The organism is Holophaga foetida DSM 6591, from assembly GCF_000242615.2.
Lineage (GTDB): Bacteria > Acidobacteriota > Holophagae > Holophagales > Holophagaceae > Holophaga > Holophaga foetida.
Genome location: NZ_KI912268.1, coordinates 3,099,371 through 3,117,223 on the forward strand (window position 1 = coordinate 3,099,371; position 17,853 = coordinate 3,117,223).

At 62.2% G+C, this 17,853-nt stretch carries 19 protein-coding genes and 2 pseudogenes; 13 read left to right on the forward strand and 8 right to left on the reverse strand.

The features are described 5' to 3' along the window. Nucleotides 1–445 (forward strand): annotated as a pseudogene (locus HOLFODRAFT_RS21460) (zinc-dependent alcohol dehydrogenase); the annotation flags it as partial. Nucleotides 446–506: 61 nt separating this feature from the next. Further along, on the forward strand, nt 507–1,907 hold the full coding sequence (locus HOLFODRAFT_RS0213990; RefSeq protein ID WP_005031532.1) for a hypothetical protein: 1,401 nt from the start codon (nt 507–509) through the stop codon (nt 1,905–1,907). A gap of 64 nt (nt 1,908–1,971) precedes the next feature. Here HOLFODRAFT_RS0213990 and HOLFODRAFT_RS24905 read toward each other — a convergent pair whose 3' ends face one another. Then, nucleotides 1,972–2,124 carry a hypothetical protein gene (locus HOLFODRAFT_RS24905; RefSeq protein ID WP_158412962.1) on the reverse strand — a complete coding sequence of 51 codons (153 nt, stop codon included), beginning with the start codon at nt 2,122–2,124 and terminating at the stop codon, nt 1,972–1,974. On the opposite strand from HOLFODRAFT_RS24905, the gene HOLFODRAFT_RS0214000 reads away from it, so the two are divergent. Both HOLFODRAFT_RS0214000 and HOLFODRAFT_RS0214005 read left to right on the forward strand, forming a co-directional pair. After that, complete coding sequence (locus HOLFODRAFT_RS0214000; protein ID WP_026939327.1) at nt 2,123–2,647, forward strand: KdsC family phosphatase; 525 nt, start codon at nt 2,123–2,125, stop codon at nt 2,645–2,647. The two genes, HOLFODRAFT_RS24905 and HOLFODRAFT_RS0214000, sit on opposite strands and share 2 nt — an antisense overlap. Nucleotides 2,648–2,649: 2 nt before the next feature. Beyond that, nucleotides 2,650–3,183: an outer membrane beta-barrel protein gene (locus tag HOLFODRAFT_RS0214005; RefSeq protein WP_005031536.1), complete on the forward strand. Its 534-nt coding sequence runs from the start codon at nt 2,650–2,652 to the stop codon at nt 3,181–3,183. Nucleotides 3,184–3,496: 313 nt separating this feature from the next. Here HOLFODRAFT_RS0214005 and lpxB read toward each other — a convergent pair whose 3' ends face one another. Then, a complete protein-coding gene (lpxB, locus tag HOLFODRAFT_RS0214010; RefSeq protein ID WP_158412963.1) occupies nt 3,497–4,624 on the reverse strand; it encodes a lipid-A-disaccharide synthase in 1,128 nt (375 codons plus the stop codon). Nucleotides 4,625–4,704: 80 nt separating this feature from the next. On the opposite strand from lpxB, the gene HOLFODRAFT_RS0214015 reads away from it, so the two are divergent. The 4 genes from HOLFODRAFT_RS0214015 (at nt 4,705) to HOLFODRAFT_RS0214030 (ending at nt 7,995) form a co-directional block, all read left to right on the forward strand. Beyond that, the gene (locus HOLFODRAFT_RS0214015; RefSeq protein ID WP_005031538.1) at nt 4,705–5,073 is read left to right on the forward strand and encodes a DUF2203 family protein; all 369 of its coding nucleotides are present in this window, start codon (nt 4,705–4,707) and stop codon (nt 5,071–5,073) included. Between the two features lie 121 nt (nt 5,074–5,194). Further along, entirely contained in the window at nt 5,195–6,460 is a 1,266-nt protein-coding gene (locus tag HOLFODRAFT_RS0214020) for a porin (protein ID WP_005031539.1), read from the forward strand. A gap of 147 nt (nt 6,461–6,607) precedes the next feature. After that, nucleotides 6,608–7,453, forward strand: a complete 846-nt coding sequence (locus HOLFODRAFT_RS0214025) for an RMD1 family protein (RefSeq protein ID WP_005031541.1) — start codon at nt 6,608–6,610, stop codon at nt 7,451–7,453. A 242-nt stretch (nt 7,454–7,695) separates the two neighbouring features. Further along, nucleotides 7,696–7,995, forward strand: a complete 300-nt coding sequence (locus HOLFODRAFT_RS0214030) for a hypothetical protein (protein ID WP_005031543.1) — start codon at nt 7,696–7,698, stop codon at nt 7,993–7,995. A 3-nt stretch (nt 7,996–7,998) separates the two neighbouring features. Here HOLFODRAFT_RS0214030 and HOLFODRAFT_RS0214035 read toward each other — a convergent pair whose 3' ends face one another. The 4 genes and pseudogenes from HOLFODRAFT_RS0214035 to HOLFODRAFT_RS21470 form a co-directional block, all read right to left on the reverse strand. Beyond that, nucleotides 7,999–8,343 (reverse strand): hypothetical protein, encoded by a 345-nt coding sequence (locus tag HOLFODRAFT_RS0214035; RefSeq protein WP_005031545.1) that lies wholly within the window; start codon nt 8,341–8,343, stop codon nt 7,999–8,001. Between the two features lie 284 nt (nt 8,344–8,627). After that, the gene (gene prfA, locus HOLFODRAFT_RS0214045) at nt 8,628–9,701 is read right to left on the reverse strand and encodes a peptide chain release factor 1 (protein ID WP_005031547.1); all 1,074 of its coding nucleotides are present in this window, start codon (nt 9,699–9,701) and stop codon (nt 8,628–8,630) included. Nucleotides 9,702–9,856: 155 nt separating this feature from the next. Further along, a pseudogene (gene rpmE / locus HOLFODRAFT_RS21465) lies at nt 9,857–10,054 on the reverse strand (50S ribosomal protein L31); the annotation flags it as partial. Nucleotides 10,055–10,174: 120 nt separating this feature from the next. Further along, nucleotides 10,175–10,633: a 23S rRNA (pseudouridine(1915)-N(3))-methyltransferase RlmH gene (locus HOLFODRAFT_RS21470; RefSeq protein ID WP_005031550.1), complete on the reverse strand. Its 459-nt coding sequence runs from the start codon at nt 10,631–10,633 to the stop codon at nt 10,175–10,177. 224 nt (nt 10,634–10,857) lie between these two features. On the opposite strand from HOLFODRAFT_RS21470, the gene HOLFODRAFT_RS0214065 reads away from it, so the two are divergent. The 5 genes from HOLFODRAFT_RS0214065 to HOLFODRAFT_RS0214085 are packed head-to-tail and all read left to right on the forward strand — an operon-like array spanning nt 10,858 to nt 15,488. After that, on the forward strand, nt 10,858–11,952 hold the full coding sequence (locus HOLFODRAFT_RS0214065; RefSeq protein ID WP_005031553.1) for an efflux RND transporter periplasmic adaptor subunit: 1,095 nt from the start codon (nt 10,858–10,860) through the stop codon (nt 11,950–11,952). Then, nucleotides 11,949–12,635, forward strand: coding sequence for an ABC transporter ATP-binding protein (locus tag HOLFODRAFT_RS0214070; RefSeq protein WP_005031555.1), 687 nt, complete (start codon nt 11,949–11,951; stop codon nt 12,633–12,635). Before HOLFODRAFT_RS0214065 ends, HOLFODRAFT_RS0214070 begins: the two co-directional genes overlap by 4 nt. Next, nucleotides 12,632–13,123 (forward strand): GxxExxY protein, encoded by a 492-nt coding sequence (locus HOLFODRAFT_RS0214075; RefSeq protein ID WP_005031561.1) that lies wholly within the window; start codon nt 12,632–12,634, stop codon nt 13,121–13,123. The genes HOLFODRAFT_RS0214070 and HOLFODRAFT_RS0214075 overlap by 4 nt, the downstream gene beginning before the upstream one ends. Continuing rightward, complete coding sequence (locus HOLFODRAFT_RS0214080) at nt 13,120–14,277, forward strand: ABC transporter permease (RefSeq protein ID WP_005031564.1); 1,158 nt, start codon at nt 13,120–13,122, stop codon at nt 14,275–14,277. Before HOLFODRAFT_RS0214075 ends, HOLFODRAFT_RS0214080 begins: the two co-directional genes overlap by 4 nt. Further along, entirely contained in the window at nt 14,277–15,488 is a 1,212-nt protein-coding gene (locus tag HOLFODRAFT_RS0214085; protein WP_005031566.1) for an ABC transporter permease, read from the forward strand. The genes HOLFODRAFT_RS0214080 and HOLFODRAFT_RS0214085 overlap by 1 nt, the downstream gene beginning before the upstream one ends. 6 nt (nt 15,489–15,494) lie before the next feature. On the opposite strand, the gene HOLFODRAFT_RS0214090 is transcribed toward HOLFODRAFT_RS0214085, so the two are convergent. Continuing rightward, nucleotides 15,495–16,529, reverse strand: coding sequence for an AraC family transcriptional regulator (locus HOLFODRAFT_RS0214090; RefSeq protein ID WP_005031568.1), 1,035 nt, complete (start codon nt 16,527–16,529; stop codon nt 15,495–15,497). Nucleotides 16,530–16,559: 30 nt separating this feature from the next. Further along, nucleotides 16,560–17,573: a helix-turn-helix transcriptional regulator gene (locus HOLFODRAFT_RS0214095; RefSeq protein ID WP_244432630.1), complete on the reverse strand. Its 1,014-nt coding sequence runs from the start codon at nt 17,571–17,573 to the stop codon at nt 16,560–16,562. Between the last annotated feature and the right edge of the window lie 280 nt (nt 17,574–17,853).

Consider the following 17,853-nt stretch of genomic DNA (forward strand, 5'->3'; position numbering starts at 1 on the left):
CCCCGTGATCTTCGAGGCCACCGGTGCCCGCAAGCCCCTGGATCAGGCCTTCGAGCTGGTCTCCGAGCGCGGCCGGGTCATGATGATGTCCCAGGTCCACGGCGGCGACGCCCCCCAGTACGACAACAACCTGATGCAGAAGGGCGCCACCCTCATCGGCGGCTACATCAACTCCAAGCCCTTCGCCCTCAAGCGGGCCGACCTGACCATCAAGGGCGAGTGGCCCCCGGTCATGGGCGACAACCTTGTCCGCTACGTCAACTCCGATACCTGGACCAGCGATGAGGATATCCGGGTCATCCTGAACCTCATCAAGTTCGGGTCCCTCAATATCACGCCCCTGATCAGCCACCGCTTCGAGTTCGAGGATATTTCCAAGGCCTACGACATGGTCTGGAACCTGGATCCCAACCTCCTCGGCGGTGTCATCCGCTGGAAGAAGTAGACAAATCAACCTAGTCGCGGTCGAGAGTGACCGCTCCTGAATTGCAAAAGGGGTTCACACAATGAGCATGATCAAAGCCAAGAAAGTCAGCAAGCCGTCCCGGCTGCCGTCCACGCTGTCCGTCAAGACCGAAGACATCATCATGGGTGTCAATGCCGGTCTCAACCCGGGCAAGCCCATCATCAACTGGTTCCAGGGCGCCCCGGCCTCCAAGGCCGCCGTGTGCATCAAGGACGGCAAGGCTGTGGCCGCCGAATGCGATGCGTCCATCCGTTTCGGCGGCGAGTACTCCGACAACTCGGCGAAGGATCTGCTGGTGGTCGATTACAAGGGCACCGGTGGGGGTGTCTATGTCGAAGGTGGCGCCTCCAAGGTGACGGTCGACAACGCCGTGATGGCCCTGCACGGCAGTGGCACGGGTGTCTGCAGCCCTGCCGTTGGCCTCGCGGTCACCCAGCACGGTGACCTGACGGCCAACAACGTCGTGATCGATACCGCCGGCAAGAGCCGCTTCTGCTCGGTGGCCGAAAAGTTCAGCACCCTGCGGGTCAACAACTCGGTGCTCTATGCCCATGGCGAACCCTTTGGCGAGGGCTATGCTCCGGCTGCTGGCCTCATGCAGACGCCGCCTCCCCCCCTGGAGATCGGTGGCAACTGCCGCACCCACTGCAGCATGAGCAACTCCTACACCTACTTCAACAAGTGCAAGATCATCTGCGACGGCTGGGGCGCCCTGTCCACCGAAGTGGCCGAAGGCTTTGTCTACCTCGAAGCCAATGATTGTGACGTGATCGCCACCAAGAAGGGCTATGGCGCCTACGCTGACCCCGATTGCCATGACGTCTTCAACAACTGCCGTTTCGATGTGGACGGCATGGCGGGGATCATCGCCGGCGAAGGCGACATGACCTTCAACAACTGCGTGTCGAAGTGCGCCACCTATTTCGTGCTGAGCCACAATGTCTGCGGCGTGCCTGAAGAAGTCAGCTCGCTGTTCGTCAACGGCGGTTCCATCGTCACCGGCAAGGACGTTGTCCTGGTCAAGAGCGAGAACACCCAGCTGGAATTTGATGCCGTCGAAATCACGGCCGGCAACAAGGTTCTGGTGCGCACCATCAAGAACGACGACCCCTGCGCCACCGTGCCCAGCGCCACGCCCTATGGTGTCAACGTGGTGTTCAAGAACATGAACCTCGAGGGCGACCTGCTGCACGAGGATCCGGAGCGTGGCATGTGGATTTCCATGGCTGCCGTGACCTACCGGGGCGCCATCCTCAACGGCAACCTGGCCCTCGACCAGGCCAGCAAGTGGACCGCCACCGCCGATTCGACGGTCACCCTGATCGCCGACGTCTATCCGGCCCAGCTGGATGCCCTCAAGGGTGTGACCATCACCGCTTTCGGTGCCGAAGCCGGCAGCTACGACCTGCCCAGCGGCGGCAAGCTGGTCGTCAAGGCCTGAGGACAGCGTTTCGCGGTGCAAACTAGCCCAGGGATAGCTAGATAGGCCCCCCCGTAGTCTGGGGCTACAGCCCCCGGGTTGAGACCGAGCTCATGCCCAAGCCTCCCAGGGCTGTGGACCCCTCCACAGCCCTGGGAGGCTTGGGCATGCTCATGGTCGGGATTCGTATTTGTGTGCCGAGGCGTTCCCCGCGGCCCTCGGCTAGACTCTTCCTCATGCAAAGTCTCCTTGAACGTGCGCGCAACATCAGGCTGGTCTGCACTGATGTGGACGGGGTCCTCACGGACGGTTCGCTCCACTTCGGGCTGGAGATCGGCCACACCAAGTCCTTCAACGTCCGGGACGGGGCGGCCATCAAGTGGCTTCAGGGGTGCCAGATCCCTGTGGCCTTCATCTCGGGCCTGGATTCCCCGGCTACCCGGAAGCGGGCCGAGGGGCTCAAGGTCGAGGACTGTTTCGCGGGCCACTTGGCCAAGCTGCCGATCCTGGAGCAGCTCTGCGCCAAATACGCCCTGCGGCCGGACCAGGTGGCTCACCTGGGGGATGACCTCCCGGACCTGCCCCTCCTCAGCAGGGTGGGACTGGCCTGCTGCCCGGCGGATGCAGCCCAGGAGATCCTGGAGGCCTGCCACTACGTGGTCCCTGTTCCCGGGGGGAGGGGGGTTCTGCGCTCCGTGGCGGAATTGATTTTGAAGGCTCAGGGGAGCTGGGATAGGGTGGTTTCAGGCTACCGAGGTTGATCATGCGTCCTGCTCTCTGGCTCTGCCCCGTCTTTGCCCTGGCCCTGGGGGCCCAGGATGCGGATCCCAAATACATGGGCGTCCAGGCCCGTTTGGACTACCCCATCGGGGATCTCAAGGACGCCTCCGGGCCCGTGGGTCTCGGACTCAGCATCTTTCTGGAGCATCAACTGGAGGACGGTTATGCCGTGCGTCTGGTGGGGGGCATGGATGTGATGGGCAAGGGGTTGGGTGGCGGGCTCACCGGGGATGACCGGGCCAGGGTCTTCCATTTCGATGTGGAGGGGATCAAGTTCTTCCGCCCTGACGAAGACCCCAACCTCCTGGGGCCCTACCTCGTGGCGGGCGTCGGGGCCTACGGCTGGGAGCTGACCCGGGGGGGCAATTCCACCCGCACCGTCCGCTGGGGCGGCAGTGTCGGCTTCGGGTACCGCATGAGCACCAGTGTGGATGCCGAAATCCGGGGCCACTACAGTTCTCCGGAATCCGGCTTCAATGCCGCGAGCATCTCCGTGGGGCTGGGATACCGGTTCTGAAGGGAGCCCTGCCTCAGCTCTCAAATCGCAAACGGGGATGCGTCCGGGCAGTTCAAGACAGGTGCCGATTCAGCACCCACAGCCGTGGATGACATGACAGTGGACTTCCATCAGGCCCGCTGCGGATCATGACGTTGCCAACCTTATTTCTACTTGGTATATATAAAGTGTTTATTTTTTTATCCTGCCCATCCTGTTTATCCTGTTCAAAAATTCAACAGGATAAGCAGGATGGGCAGGATAAAAGCGGAAGGACGGTGAACTGTCCTGGAAGCATGTCAACAACATGCTATGTACTCATTACTTGAAATTGCTAGCGCCTCGGCATCGCCCCCAGAAAGTGCGCCGCGACTCGTCTGGCTGCCCCGGGTTCCCCCAGGTGTCCCCGCAGTTCCGTCAGGTTGGCCCGGATGCCGGGGGCGATGGTCGGGTCCAGGAGACGTTTGAGTTCCCGCTCCAGGGCCTCGGGCTTGACTTCGCCCTGGAGGAGTTCCGGGGCCACCTCCCGGCCCGCCACGATATTGGCCAACCCGAAGTGCTTGACCCGCACCAGGAGCTTGGCCAGGGCGTAGGTCAGGGGATGGAGCTTGTAGAGGATGGCGAAGGGGGTGCCCAGGAGGGCCGTTTCCAGGGTGGCGGTGCCGGAGCATACCAGGGCCGCGTCCGCATAGGCCCGGGCAGCATAGCCCAGGTTTCGGACCGGAAGGATAGAGGTCCCCTGGATATGCCCCTGGATCAATTCGTCCGAGAGGGTGTTCGCCACGGGCAGGACCCATTGGGTGCTGGGATTCTGCCAGCGTCGGACCATCTCGGCCATCACGGGCAGGAGGCGCTGGACCTCGCCCCAGCGGCTTCCGGGGAGGAGGGCCACCAGGGCGCGTGAGGGGTCCAGGCCTGTCTGCTTGAAGAAGGCTTCCCGCTCCGCTTCGGGCTTCACTTTCTCCACCAGAGGGTTCCCTACCCAGAGGGCCTCCACCGGGAAGCCCTTGAAGAGCTGTGGCTCGAAGTCGAAGAGGCAGTAGAGGGCGTCGAGGGTCTGGCCGATCTTGGGGATGCGCCCCGCCTTCCAGGCCCACACCTGGGGGCATACGAAGTGGTGCAACCGAATGCCTGGCCGCCGCTTCCGGAGTTCCTGGGCCAGCTTCAGGTTGAAACCGGGGTAGTCGATGCTGAGGACCGCGTCAATGTTCTCTTCCTCCACGACCTGGAGCAGCTGGGCATAGAGGCGGCGCAGGGCTGGGTAGTGGCGGATTACCTCCACGAAACCCACGACGCCCAGATCCCGGACATCTGCCAGTTTCCGGTCCATGAATGAACTCATCCCCTCGCCGCCGATGCCTACGATCCGGAGATCGGGGCGCTGGGCCCTCAGTTCCCGCAGGATCTCCGTGCCGTGGAGATCCCCGGAAGCCTCTCCTGCCACCACCAGTACCGCTTTCAAGGGGCGCTTCGGAGTGTCGATAGAGGACGGAGCAGGGTCATTGTGCATCCAATGATTATGCGGGATCGCCGGAGGCTGACATGAACCGAGTTTTCACCCTTGAAGAAGCCCGGGATGTGATGCCGAAGGTCAAGGCTATGACGCGTCCGGTGTTCGAGCTTGCGGCCAGTCTTTCCGAGGAACTGGAAGAGGCCGAGGAGCGGGACGATGAACGCAGGGTCGATTCCCTTCGGCAGCGCCTCAACGCTCTGGTCTCTAGTTGGACAGAGGCTGTCCAGGATCTTGGCCCCGAGGTGAAGGGCCTTTGGCTGGTGGACTTCGATTCGGGGGATGGCTACTGGTGCTGGGCCTATCCCGAGGATGACCTGGGCTATTGGCATAGTTACGAAGGCGGCTTCGGGGCCAGGGTGCCCCTGGAAGAGGCCCACAAGGTGCTGAGAAGGGGCTGATCCGGACTCTGGAGAAGTTTCATCGTGAGGGATAATTTACCCTCTCATCACAGGATTGGCGCCGGAGTTTAACGGCCGACCGGGAACCTTACCTTGCCGACGATTCGGACAAGGAGAATCCATGAAGAAGGCTTTCGCACTTACTGGCCTGGTCGCCCTGGCTCTGGTCGCCGCTGCCCCCGCCTCTGCCCAGTCCTCACCCAAGGTCAGCGGCCTGGTGCAGGTCTGGTACAGCCAGATGCTGGACAGCAACCTGCGCAACAACAGCACCAGCGTCACCCCCAACAAGTACTACAACCTCCGGAGCGAGTTCCAGGAGAACGGCTTCAGCATTCGTCGCACCGAACTGAAGATCGCTGGCAGCGTTCTGGAAGGGGTCGACTACGAAGTGATGGTCGATGCCAGCAAGAGCAGCGACATCCTCCAGGACGCTGTCATCAAGTACCAGATGCCCTTCGGCCTTTCGGCCAAGGTTGGTCAGTTCAAGAATCTTCAGACCTATGAAGGATTCACGTCATCCTCGGAGCTGCTCACGGTCGAGCGCAGCCAGATGGGCCGCGTCTTCGGCGACGACCGCCAGCGCGGCGGTGTCCTGAGCATGAAGATGGGAGATGACAAGGACTTCGCCACCACCATCCACCTCGGTCTCTTCAATGGCTCCGGTCGCGCCAACGAAACCAACGCCCAGAAGGATATCGTCGCTCGCGTGGACTTCAGCTACGAGAAGCTTCACAAGTTCGGCTTCTACACCCTCCAGGGTTCCACCGATGTGTCCACCAAGAGCGGAATCTCCAATGCTTCGACCGCTTGGACCTCCTACGGCGTGACGCAGGCTGATGTTGCCGAGAACAGGGACAAGACCACCAACTACGGTGTCTACTACGTGTTCCAGAACGACTCCTGGCACTTCTCCGGTGAAGCCATCACGGGCCTCCTGGGACGCCGCTTCGCCACCATCGGTTCAGGCACCAGCACCACGACCTACGCCAACAACCCCACCACCAACGTTGTCACCGCCACAACTACCACCACCTACGGCTCCAAGCGTGAGCACCTGGACCAGAAGTTCTTCGGTTTCGTTGTGACTGGCGCCTACACCCTCGGTCAGCACACCTTCCTGGCGCGCTATGACCACATGAACTACAACCAGGGCGACGACTGGTACACCGCCACCAACCCCTACAAGACTGCCACGGCCGACTACTCTCCTGAGTATTCCGAGGTCACCCTGGGTTACCTCTACGCCTGGAAGCCCGAGAAGGTCAAGTCTGCTAACTTTAAGCTCAACTACATCATGCGCAGCGAGAACTTCCTTAAGCCTGTCAGTGGACAGACTGGGGAGCAGGGTGGCAATACCCTGGTGGCTGCCCTTCAGGTGGCCTTCTAAGACAAGCTTCTCCTAGGGTTGGGATCTGGTTGGGAAGGCGGGGCGGCCCTTGGGTGCTGCCCCGCTTTTTCTTGAAACCCTCCGTAGTCGCTGTGAGGGCCCAGTGGTGACGACGTGGAAGATGGTTCCTGGATGGCTGGAGTTGTGATGCCCCCTATTCCCCGAGTTCGGCTTCTTCTTCCTGAGGGGGAGGAGCGGGAGTTCACTCTCCAGGCGGACTACTTCGAGGGGCAGATCGACCTGAAGGCTTTTTGCGCGTCCCAGTCCCATCACCCCATCATTAGTACCAGCCCTCTGATCCTGGAACCTCAAAAGGGGAGCTTTGTCTTTCTCTCCCGCTTCGGTGGGGTCGTCTTCTGGAACTGCCCAGAGGCCTTGATCTCTCTGATCCACGAGGAACTGCGGGCTCTGCCCATGCATCACCTGTTGGAGGAGCAGGCGAGGGACTTCCTCATAGTCAAGGTTGGGGCTCCCGAGGATTCCGTGGGATTCAGCGAGGTGCAACTTCGGGAATTCAGCCTGGAGAAGCTCGGTATTGTCAGTCTGGCCTTGGCTCAGAGTGTGGCATTGGATCATTTCGAGGGCGCAGTCAGTCGGGTGATGGCCCGCTTTCAGCCGGTGGTTGCTGCGCTCGCTCACAATGGGCGGCTGATCCTCCCCCACCGGGAAGTTTTGCGCATTGTGGGCTTTGCCATGGAGGTGAGAGCCGCCGTCCTGAACAGCCTGACCCTGTTCGATGATCCCCCTGAAACTTGGGAGAGCGAGGCCCTGGCCCACCTTGATAGCGCCCTCTACGACCAGTTCGACCTCGAAGAGCGATTGGGCGCCATCCGGGAGAAGCTGGCCTATCTCCAGGATGCGGGGGCCACTTTCCTGGGGCTTCTGGATACGCGCAAAGGGCGCCGCCTGGAGTGGGCTGTCGTCCTTCTCATCCTGGTCGAGATTCTTCTCTTCGCCTGGAAGGACTTGCTGGGGGTTTTCTCGAAATCCTGAAGCGATCCTCCGATGGCCAAAGCTGCTCTTTTATGCAAGTCATGCCTGATCAACACCTACGGGGAGGCCTCGACGAGTTGGAGCTGCGCGGCTCCCGAGGCAAGGGGGACGAAGTTACAGGGATTCAACAGGGTTGGCATTCAGATGCTGAGGCCGGGCCGATATTTGAGGTGTGGACCGCGGGGTCCTCGTAATGAGGCGAATGATGACGTGATCGATGCTGGATGTGGAAGGAGGTCGCCATGCCAAGCCCAAAGGAATTCTTCGCGGATCGGGTCGATTGCTCCCACATGGGGAGAATGGTCATCCTGAGCGGTGAGTTCGTGCCCGATGGAAACCTGTCGCTTGCGGTCAGGCACCTTCGTTGCAGTCATCAGAGGCAGTGCCTTCTGGCGGGTTGCGACTACCTTGACGCCTCCCTTGGGCAGGAGTCCCTGGATCCTGCCCATGACGCCATCCGAGGGGCGAAGGGGACGGGTGTCTTCCATCCCGCAAGCGGATTGCCCTTGTGGCCCGCGACGACAAGAAGCTCGATTTCCTGAAGCTCACTCCCACCAGAACTCATGGGGTTCTTTCAGTCGCGCCAGCCAGCGCCACCACAGGTAATGCGCCAGCGCACAGAGCGCAACGAGAAACAGCACCCAGCCGACAGGGTGCACCGCTGGGTCCATCAGGTGTTTCCCGAGGGTGAATAGGACGACCCCAGCGCCCAGGCACAGCGCGATGAAGGTGTAGGCAGAGACGGCACTCTCCTGGCACTGGGTACCGCAGTGCGGGCAATCAAAGATCGGCAAGGTCCTGCGAAGGGTGTTCTTCCGCCAATATCGGAAAACGCCCTTCATCATGGGCGGATAGGTGATTTCCTGGCCGCAGGCGTGGCACTTCGCCATGAGTCATGCTCCTTAGAACGATCTGGAGCATTATGGCCGCATCGGGGAAGGTCCGCAGTGAATGGGGGGCCTACCCCTGGAGTTGTTGCAGCCTCTCAGCCTCGAAAGCGGCGCGCAGGGGTTCCAGGACGGGCTCCAGCTGGCCCGCCATGGGGGGTCCCGCTCCGGGAAGGCGAAGCCTGAGTGGGAGGACGCTGCGGGGCAGCGTCCGATCGCGGGCCGCCAATGGCCGCGTGCGACGAGGCCTTGGGCCGAGCGCTCAGCGGCCGCAGTGAATGGCGGGCCTACCCCTGGAGTTGTTGCAGCCTCTCAGCCTCGAAGGCGGCGCGCAGGGGTTCCAGGACGGGCTCCAGCTGGCCCGCCATGAACGCATCCAGCTGGTGGATGGTGAGGTTGATCCGGTGGTCGGTGATGCGGCTCTGGGGGAAGTTGTAAGTGCGGATCTTCTCGCTGCGGTCTCCCGAGCCCACCTGGGACTTGCGCAGGGCGGAGCTGACGGCGTCCACCTCGGCCTGGGCCTTCTCCAGGAGGCGGCTGCGGAGGACGGTCATGGCCTTGGCCATGTTTTTCAGCTGGCTGCGCTCATCCTGGCACTGCACGACGGTATTGGTGGGCAGGTGGGTGAGGCGCACGGCGGAATAGGTCGTGTTCACGCTCTGGCCGCCCTTGCCGCCGGAGCAGAAGGTGTCGATGCGCAGATCCTTCTCGTGGATCTGGATATCCACCTCGTCGGCCTCGGGCATGACGGCGACCGTGGCGGCGGAGGTGTGGATGCGGCCCTGGGTTTCGGTCTTAGGCACGCGCTGGACACGGTGGACGCCGGACTCGAAGCGGAAGACCGAGTAGGCCCCATCGCCCTCGATCTCGGCCACGGCCTCCTTGAGGCCACCCATGTCGGCTTCGCTTTCGTCGAGGACCGAGACCTTGAATCCCTTGCGCTCGGCAAAGCGGATATACATGCGGAAGAGTTCTCCCGCGAAGAGGGCAGCCTCCTCGCCGCCGGTGCCGGCCCGGACTTCAAGGATCACGTTGCGGGCGTCCTTGGGGTCCTTGGGGACCAGGAGCCTCTTCAGCTCGGCCTCGCCCGCCTCGATCCCCTTCTTGAGGTCTGGGATCTCCATCTCGGCCATTTCCCGGAGTTCGGGGTCCATGTCCTTGTCGCCGAGGATGCCTTCGGCCTCCTCCAGCTGCTTGAGGCGGGTCCGCTGTTCGGCCCAGGCCAGTACGACGGGCTCCAGCTCGGCGCGGAGCTTGGTGAGTTCCCGGAGCTTCTTGGAATCGCTCACGATGGCGGGATCTTGAAGCTGGGCTTCGATCTCCTGGAACTTGGCATCGAGGGACTCAAGCTGGTCGAACATGGATCACCGGGCGGGGAAGGAACTAGGGATATGAAAAAAGAACGGGCCGTAAAAACGGCCCGTTCCTGGGATCAGAGCGCCTACTGGGCGGCTTCGGTGCTGGGCTCGGCCTGGATCTCGGCGGGAGCGGCCTCGGCCTGGACGACGGGCTCGACCTTCTTGGCATACTTCCGGTTGAACTTCTCGACGCGGCCAGCGATCGTCATGTCGCGCTGCTTGCCGGTGTAGAAGGAGTGGCATGCGGCGCAGACTTCCACGCGCAGCTCCTTCTTGGTGGAGCGGGTCTGGAACTCGAAGCCGCACTGGCAATGGACAGTGACTTCGTGCATCTCGGGGTGGATATTGGGTCTCATTTGGATCCTCCTGGAACCGACCGGATGCAAGGATTCGGCACGCGGCTTGTTCACGCAAGAGGGAAAGACTACCGAAATTCCCCTGCTTTTTCAATCGGAATTGCGGCGGGGGCGCATGGCCTATTTGTGGTAGGTCTTCCCCTTGAGGATCGTGAAGGCCCGATAGAGCTGTTCCAGGAACATGATCCGGCTCAGGTCGTGGGGGAAGGTCATGGGGCTCAGGCTGAGTTTCTCCCGGACCTCGGACTTCAGCTCGGAATCGAATCCGTGGCTGGAGCCCACGGCGAAGGCCAGGCTCTCCCCCCGGTCCATCCTTTCCCCGAGCCACTTGGCGAAGGCCTCGGAGCCGCGGGCGGGTCCCCCGGCGTCCAGGAGAACGGGGCAGCGGATCCCGCCCAGGTGCTGGCGGATGCGGGCGGCCTCCTCCTTGAGCTGGCGTTCCGGCGAGCCCTTGGCCTCGGGGATCTCCACCAGATCCATCCTGGCGTAGGTCTTCAGGAGGCCTCCGTAGTGGGTCTCCAGTTCGCGGCAGGCCCCCAGTTTGGGGCGGCCGATGGTGATGAAGCGGATCGGGTACACTCGATGTCCAAAAAAGGGTTGCCAACTGGAAGATACATGCCTGAGACCCATCGCGAAGGCAGGTCCACCATTATCCCCATGGACTCGGATGAGTGCTACGGCACCCTCCGGAAGAAGTGAGCGCTATGCCTTCGCCGAGGACCAGGAGGCGCCGATCCGGTTTTTATCCAAGGCCGGAACAGGAGGTGCCGCTAATCTGTTCCTGTCTTTCCTGGAGAGAACCTGTGACTCCTGCGGCCAAACCCGTCATCAAGAAGCGTCTGCCCTGGGGTTGGATCGCCCTGGGAATCCTGGGCGTGCTTGCCGTGGGCGTGAGCTTCGCCCAGCGTTTGGCACCCCTGAACCTGGCGTTGGCTGCCCCGGCGGTATACAAAGCCGGAGAGCGCAATCCCCTGGTGACAGCTTCGGGCTATCTGGTGGCCAGGCATCGGGCGACCCTTTCGGCCAAGGTGCCTGGTCGGGTGGTCTGGCTGGGGGTGGAGGAGGGCAGTCGGGTCACCCGGGGGCAAGTGCTGGCACGCCTGGAGGACAGTGACCTCCGCGCCGCCAGGGACCAGACCGCCGCCAACCTGGCCCAGGCCGAACTGGATCTGCATCGAGGCGAGGCTCTGGCCAAGGATGGCATCCTGGACCGGGCCAGCCTGGACAGGCTGCGTAGCGCTGTCACCGCCTTGAAGGCCCAGCTCCGCTATCAGGATGCCAGCTTGGAGAACATGGTCCTGCGGGCGCCCTTCACGGGCACCGTGACCCAGAAGCTCTCGGAGGTGGGCGAGACCGTGAGCCCGGGCACCGCTGGCGGGGCCAATGCCATCAACGCGGTGGCGGTGTTGGCGGACTTCGATTCCCTGGAGGTCGAGGTGGAGGTCACCGAGACCGGCATCACCAAGCTCCGCAAGGGGATGCCCGTGGAGATCCGGGTGGATGCCCTGGAGAACGACCCCAGGGCCCAGGTCCTGAAGGGGGAATTGCGTGAGATCTATCCCACTTCCAATCGCCAGAAGGCCGTGGTGATCGTGCGGGTGGCCTTCCTCCAGAAGGACGACCGTCTGCTGCCGGACATGGGGACCAAGGTCACCTTCCTGGGGGATCCCTACCCCAAGGATGTGGTGGTGCTCGGCCGGGAGCAGGTGGTGCGGCGCAGGGACCAGACCCTGGTGTGGGTCCTTCGGGATGGGCGGGCGGTCCTCCAGGTGGTGAAGGTGGTGGCCGAGAATCCGGTGGGGCTGGAGATCGAGGGACTGGATCCCGCCACCCGGCTCCTGGTCATCCCGGCGGACCTCAAGCTCCAGGAAGGCGCCAGGGTCAAGGTGCGGGGATGATCATCCGCTGCCGGGACATCAGCAAGAGCTATTTCAGGGGCAGCCTGGAAATCCCGGTGCTCCAGGGGCTGGAACTGGAGATCCCCCAAGGGGGCTACTACGCCCTGATGGGCCCCTCTGGGTCGGGCAAGACCACCCTGCTGAACCTTATCGCGGGCATCGACCGCCCCAGCGGGGGGCACCTGGAGGTCTGCGGCCATGCTCTCAATGATCTGGATGATGACGAACTGGCGGCCTGGCGGGCCGCCTATGTCGGTTTCATCTTCCAGAACTACAACCTGGTGCCGGTGCTCAATGCCTATGAAAACGTGGAACTGCCTCTGCTCCTCACGGATCTTTCCCGCAGCCAGCGCCGGGAGCGGGTCCTGGAGGCCCTGGAACTGGTGAAGCTCGCGGACCGGATGGGGAACTACCCACGCCAGCTCTCCGGGGGCCAGGAACAGCGGGTGGCTGTTGCGCGAGCCATTGTGGGTGACCCGGATCTCCTGGTTGCGGACGAGCCCACCGGCTCCCTGGATGCCAGGAACGCCGAGGAGGTCCTGGGCCTCATGGAACGCCTCAACCGGGAAATGGGCAAGACCATCCTCATGGTGACCCACGACCCCAAGGCCGCCCAGCATGCCCGGGTGCAGGTCCACCTGGAGAAGGGCGTGTTGGAGCGCACGGTGGAGGTGAGGAGATGAGGGAAAAGGAGAATGAAGGGGCTCACGCGGAGCCGCGGAGTGCGCGGAGGGAAACTGGGGCCCTTGAACTGGATGACATCACGGGGGGGGTGGTGGATGCGGCGCTCAAGATCCACATCGATTTGGGTCCCGGTTTGCTGGAGTCAGTGTATGAAGTTGTTCTGGCAAGGGAGTTGGAAAGGCGCGGCTTCCACGTAGAGCGTCAGAAGGGTATCGCCATTGAATATGACGGGATGTTTTTTGATGAGGGTTTTCGGGCCGATCTTCTGGTTGAGGGGCGGGTTGTCGTTGAACTGAAATCCGTGGAGCAACTGGCCCCGGTCCACAGCAAGCAGCTGTTGACCTACCTCCGACTCCTGCACCTGCCTGTCGGTCTCCTCATCAACTTTGGAGCCCCGAAGCTCAAAGAGGGCCTTCATCGCATCGTCAATAAGCTCTCTCCCTCCGCGTCTCCGTGCCTCCGCGTGAATCGCCCTCCCTCCCCATGAATTACCTCCACCTCATCCTCCGCTCCCTCCTGCGCTCCAAGCGCCGGACGGTGCTGACGGTGCTCAGTCTGGCGGTGTCGGTGGCGCTGGTGGCGGTGCTCCAGAGTGTGCTCTTCACCCTGGACAGCTTCACCAAGAACCCCAACGCCTCCAACCGCATCGCGGTGCGCCACAAGGTGTCCATCACCAACCTCCTGCCCATTCGCCATGCCGATTGGATCCGTCGGCAGCCGGGAGTTGAGGCGGTGATGGGGCTCCAGTGGTTCCAGGGGGTCTACATCGACCGCTCCAACTTCTTTCCCAACTTCGCCACTGAAGCGGAATACCTCACCACGGTCTTCCGGGAGGAGATCGTGGACTACTCCGAGAGTCAGTTCCGGGACTTCATGCGGGATCGCAACGGCTGCATCGCCGGCCAGGCCCTGGCGGATAAATACGGCTGGAAGGTGGGGGATGTCATCACCCTCAAGAGCGATATCTTCCCCATCACGGTGCGGCTCACCCTACGCGGCACCTTCCGCTCCAGGAAGCCCTCGGATGAGCAGGCGCTCCACTTCCACTACAAACTGCTGGAGGAGGGGGTTTCCTACATGAAGGGGCACATCGGAAACATCTGGGTGCGGGCCCGGCACCCCGAGGACGTTCCGGGGCTCATCGAGCGCATCGACCGGCATTTCGCGGATGCCGTCGACCCCACCACCAGTGAAACCGAGAATGCCTTCCAGCTCACCTTCCTCAAGATGATGGGTAACTACTCGGCCATGATCCAGAGCATCACGGCGGCGGTCCTGGTGGCCATCCTCGTCGTGACCGCCAACACCATGGCCATGGCCATCCGGGAGCGCACCACAGAGATCGCGGTCTTCCGGGCCATGGGCTTCACCGGGCTGCAGGTCCTGGGGCTTCTCATGGCGGAAGGGGTGCTGCTCTCCGTCCTCGGGGGTGGTCTGGGTCTGGGGATCGCCTGGCTGATGGCCGGGGGGGTGCGCCAGACCGCCGGGACCTTCCTGCCCTACCTCCAGGATTTCACGGTCCCGGGGGAGGTCCTTATGTTCTGCCTGCACGCCACCATGGGGGTGGGACTGCTCTCGACCTTCATCCCTGCCTACCGGGCCACCCGCCGCCCCATCATTGAAGGGTTGAGGGCCCTGTGATGCTCTTCCTCATCCTCGTCCCCTACCTGGCTTGGCTGGCCTGGGCGGCGATACGGCATCCCGTGCCCCTGAGCTACAACTGGCGCTCCCTCTGGCAGCGCAGGGTGAGCACCCTTTCTACAGCCGCAGCCATCGCCGTGGTGGTGGGGATTTTCGTGGTGGTGCTCTCCCTGTCCCAGGGGATCTCCCGGGCCTTCATCTCCAGCGGTCGTGGGGATCAGGCCATCCTCATCCGGCCTAACTCCCGCACGGAGCTGGGCAGCACCCTGGATCGGGATCAGGCCCGCATCCTCCGCGTCAACCCCCTGGTGGTCCAGGACGAAGTGGGACCCTTGGCCAGCGCCGAGTGCTTCATCGTCAACCTCCTGGAACAGCGGGAGGGGGGTGGGGCCAACGTGGCCTTCCGGGGAATGGAGCCAGCGGGCATCCGCATGCGGCCCCAGGCCCGGCTGGTGGAGGGGCGCTGGTTCCGTTCGGGGCTGTCCGAACTGGTGGTGCCCCGGCGGATGGTGGCGCGTTTTGCCGGAGTGGGGCTGGGAAAGACCCTCACGCTCGGGGGCAAGGCCTGGCGGATCGTAGGCGTCTTCGACGCCGGGGGGAGCGCCTTCGATTCGGAGATCTGGACGGATGTGGAGGACCTGCTGCAGGCGAAGAAGCGCACGGTCTATTCTTCCATGATGGTGCGGGTGGCTTCGCCCGAGGGCATGGCGCGGCTGGCCAGGATCCTGGAGGACGACAAGCGCCTCAAGCTGGAAGTCCACTCCGAAAAGGACTACTTTGCCCAGCAGACGGAGGCTGGGAAGCCGATACAAGTGCTGGGCAAGCTCATCACGGTCATCCTCACCGTGGGGGCTATCTTCGCGGCCATGAACACCATGTACGCCGCCGTGGCGGGCCGCACGGCCGAGATCGGCACTCTGCGGGCCATCGGCTTCCGGCGCCGGGAGATCCTGGCCAGCTTCCAGTGGGAGGCCCTCATGCTCTGCGCCGTGGGCGGTGTGGTGGGCGCCTGTCTGGCCCTCAGCTTCAACGGCATCCAGACCGCCACCACCAATTTCGATACCTTCTCGGATATCAGCTTCGCCTTCACCATCACCCCCCGCCTCATGCTGGAGGGCGTGGCCTTCAGCATCCTCATGGGAATGCTGGGGGGCTTCCCACCTGCCTGGAGGGCCAGCCGACTCCCGGTGGCGGAGGCCATGAAGGGATAGGGCTTGTCAGACGATCAGGTGCGTTTTGCGGTACGCCCCCGGGGTCATGCCATAGAATCGCTTGAACTCCTTGTGGAAGTGGCTGGCATCCGTGTAGCCGCTGCTTTCCGCGATGGCGGCCAGAGAGAGCTCGGAGTTCTCCAGGAGCCTGGCGGCCTTGTGAATGCGGATTTCCCTGACGGACTCGCTGAAGGTCTTTCCCGTGTAGCGCTTGAGCAGGCTTGAAAGCTCCGGGGCGTTGACGTGGAAGCGGGACGCCAGATCGGTCAGGGTGACTGTCCGGAAATGGGCGTGGATATGCCGCAGGATGGGGACCAAGGCCGCACTTTCCCTGGCACTGCCTTCCTGGATGACTTCTGCGGATTCCTCGTGGTTCCTCAGCAGGAGGAGGATGAGGCGGTGGGTCAGGTTGTTCAGCATTGCCCCCCGGAGGGGACGGTCCTGTTCACACTCGAAGTAGAGCTCCAGGAAGGTCTGCTTCAGTTCCAGATCCCGCAGGGTGTGGAAGATGACCGTCTGGTCCGCCTCGGAGCCGTAGAGGGCCCTGATCAGGAAGGTGGAGACGATGTCCTGATGGGCCAGCAGGTTGTAGAAGATGGAATCGAAGGCGCTGCAGCGGATCATGGCGTAGAGCAGAACTGTGGAATCGTCTCCCACACCGTGGGCGTGGAGCGTATCCGGGGATACCAGGCAAAGGTCTCCCTCCCGAAGGGTGGTATCCCCCAGGGCAGAGCGCATGGTGCACTGGCCCTCATAGACGTAGATCAGCTCGATGGCCCCGTGGCTGTGCCGGAATTCCGGGGTGTAGCGCATCTGCCGCACCACCGAGACGTCAGTGGTGTCCGCCAGGGTGACGAAGCCGGGCCTGACCTGAATGTGCCCAGGGATACCGGGGTTATTGCCGATCAGGCTTTCCAGGAGATTCCGGTAGGCTAGGTCCTTTTCCTGGCGGTCAGGATCCGGGTTGAAGTGGATCTCCCTGCACAACTCCTCGAAGGTGGTGAGACGGTGCAGCTGGGTCTCGAACTCCTGGATGTCCATGGTGGTGATCTCTTGGGGGGTGACACGAAACTACCACGTTCCTTCGCTCTGCCGGTAGGCTGCCGGTGTGGTCCTGAAGAAGTGCCTGAATTCCTTGTTGAGGTGGCTGGTGTCGGCGTACCCGAGGTGTTCTGCGATATCGGAGATCCTGATGCGGGTGCTCTTCAGCAGGCGGGCCGCTTTGTGGATGCGAAGCTCCCGGATGAAGGTGTTGAAGGTCTTGCCGACATGGCGCTTGAAGAGATCTGAAAGGCGGGATGGCGAATAGTTGAACCGGGATGCCAGTTCCTGCAGGGTGATGGTCCGGTAGTGGGCGTGGATGTGGCTGATGACGGGCGACAGGGCGTTGCTCTCCTGGCTCCGCCCCGCCTGGACGATCTCCACATCCTTGTCGTGGTCCCGGACCAGCGTGAGGATCAGGTGGTTCAGCAGGTTGGCCATCATGGGATCGCGAAGGGGCAGGGCCTGCTCGCACTCGTAATAGAGCCGGAGAAAGGTCTTCTTCACCGCGGCATCGCTTCCCGTGTGGAACAGGATGTTCTGATCCGCTTCGGCCCCGTAGATCGCCTCCACCAGGAAGTCGGAGGCGATGGACGACTCGGACAGCAGGCTTTGGAAGACGCCATCGAACGAGTCCTGGCGGAACATGGCGTACAGCAGAATGGCTGAATCGTCATCTACGCCGTGGGTGTGCAAGGTGTCGGGTGAAACGATGCAGAGATCTCCCTCATTCAGGAGCGTTCCGCCGAGGCTGGACTGCAGATGGCATTGTCCGGCGTAGACGTAGAGCAGTTCGATGAAACCATGGCTGTGCCGGAACTCCGTGAGATAGCGCAGCTGTCTCACGACGGCGATATCCGCCTCATCGGAGAGGGTGACGAAGCCCGGGACTACTTTGACTCGAGTCGGGATGCCGGGGAAGTTCCCGTGGTGGGTGGTGGCATAGGCGTCCAGCATCGCCTTCAGCTCGACCATGCCTTCGGCCCGGTTGGGGGCCTGGAAGATCTGTTTGCACCGAGCCTCGAGCGGTGAAAGCAGATGCATCTGATGCTCGAAGGCTTCGATATCCATTGAATGGGTGGCCTGTGTCGAATGGGAACTTTCCGGCACCCAGGATCATCCATTTGTGCTGGTAATGTCTGTGATCAAACGCACTGCGTCTCGGTTGATTTGTTATTTATTTGTATTTTAAAAATATGTAGCATTTCATTGGATTATGTTCTTATTTTTATTTTTAATAAATAAAATCACCTGTTCTGAAAAAAATACAACGGTTTGAATTGCCTCGATACATTGTTCCAGGTGTCGAGGGTCGTCTACTTTG

Excerpts from the sequence above, each read along its gene's own strand:
- HOLFODRAFT_RS0214035 (WP_005031545.1), bottom strand. The coding sequence starts at position 8,343 with ATGGCGAAGTGCCACGCCTGCGGCCAGGAAATCACCTATCCGCCCATG.
- HOLFODRAFT_RS0214020 (WP_005031539.1), top strand. The coding sequence starts at position 5,195 with ATGAAGAAGGCTTTCGCACTTACTGGCCTGGTCGCCCTGGCTCTGGTC.
- HOLFODRAFT_RS0214000 (WP_026939327.1), top strand. The coding sequence starts at position 2,123 with ATGCAAAGTCTCCTTGAACGTGCGCGCAACATCAGGCTGGTCTGCACT.
- HOLFODRAFT_RS0214090 (WP_005031568.1), bottom strand. The coding sequence starts at position 16,529 with ATGGACATCCAGGAGTTCGAGACCCAGCTGCACCGTCTCACCACCTTC.
- HOLFODRAFT_RS0214080 (WP_005031564.1), top strand. The coding sequence starts at position 13,120 with ATGAATTACCTCCACCTCATCCTCCGCTCCCTCCTGCGCTCCAAGCGC.
- HOLFODRAFT_RS0214030 (WP_005031543.1), top strand. The coding sequence starts at position 7,696 with ATGCCAAGCCCAAAGGAATTCTTCGCGGATCGGGTCGATTGCTCCCAC.
- HOLFODRAFT_RS0214070 (WP_005031555.1), top strand. The coding sequence starts at position 11,949 with ATGATCATCCGCTGCCGGGACATCAGCAAGAGCTATTTCAGGGGCAGC.
- prfA (WP_005031547.1), bottom strand. The coding sequence starts at position 9,701 with ATGTTCGACCAGCTTGAGTCCCTCGATGCCAAGTTCCAGGAGATCGAA.
- HOLFODRAFT_RS0214005 (WP_005031536.1), top strand. The coding sequence starts at position 2,650 with ATGCGTCCTGCTCTCTGGCTCTGCCCCGTCTTTGCCCTGGCCCTGGGG.
- HOLFODRAFT_RS0214015 (WP_005031538.1), top strand. The coding sequence starts at position 4,705 with ATGAACCGAGTTTTCACCCTTGAAGAAGCCCGGGATGTGATGCCGAAG.
- HOLFODRAFT_RS0214095 (WP_244432630.1), bottom strand. The coding sequence starts at position 17,573 with ATGCATCTGCTTTCACCGCTCGAGGCTCGGTGCAAACAGATCTTCCAG.
- HOLFODRAFT_RS0214085 (WP_005031566.1), top strand. The coding sequence starts at position 14,277 with ATGCTCTTCCTCATCCTCGTCCCCTACCTGGCTTGGCTGGCCTGGGCG.
- HOLFODRAFT_RS0213990 (WP_005031532.1), top strand. The coding sequence starts at position 507 with ATGAGCATGATCAAAGCCAAGAAAGTCAGCAAGCCGTCCCGGCTGCCG.
- HOLFODRAFT_RS0214075 (WP_005031561.1), top strand. The coding sequence starts at position 12,632 with ATGAGGGAAAAGGAGAATGAAGGGGCTCACGCGGAGCCGCGGAGTGCG.
- HOLFODRAFT_RS24905 (WP_158412962.1), bottom strand. The coding sequence starts at position 2,124 with ATGAGGAAGAGTCTAGCCGAGGGCCGCGGGGAACGCCTCGGCACACAA.
- HOLFODRAFT_RS0214025 (WP_005031541.1), top strand. The coding sequence starts at position 6,608 with ATGCCCCCTATTCCCCGAGTTCGGCTTCTTCTTCCTGAGGGGGAGGAG.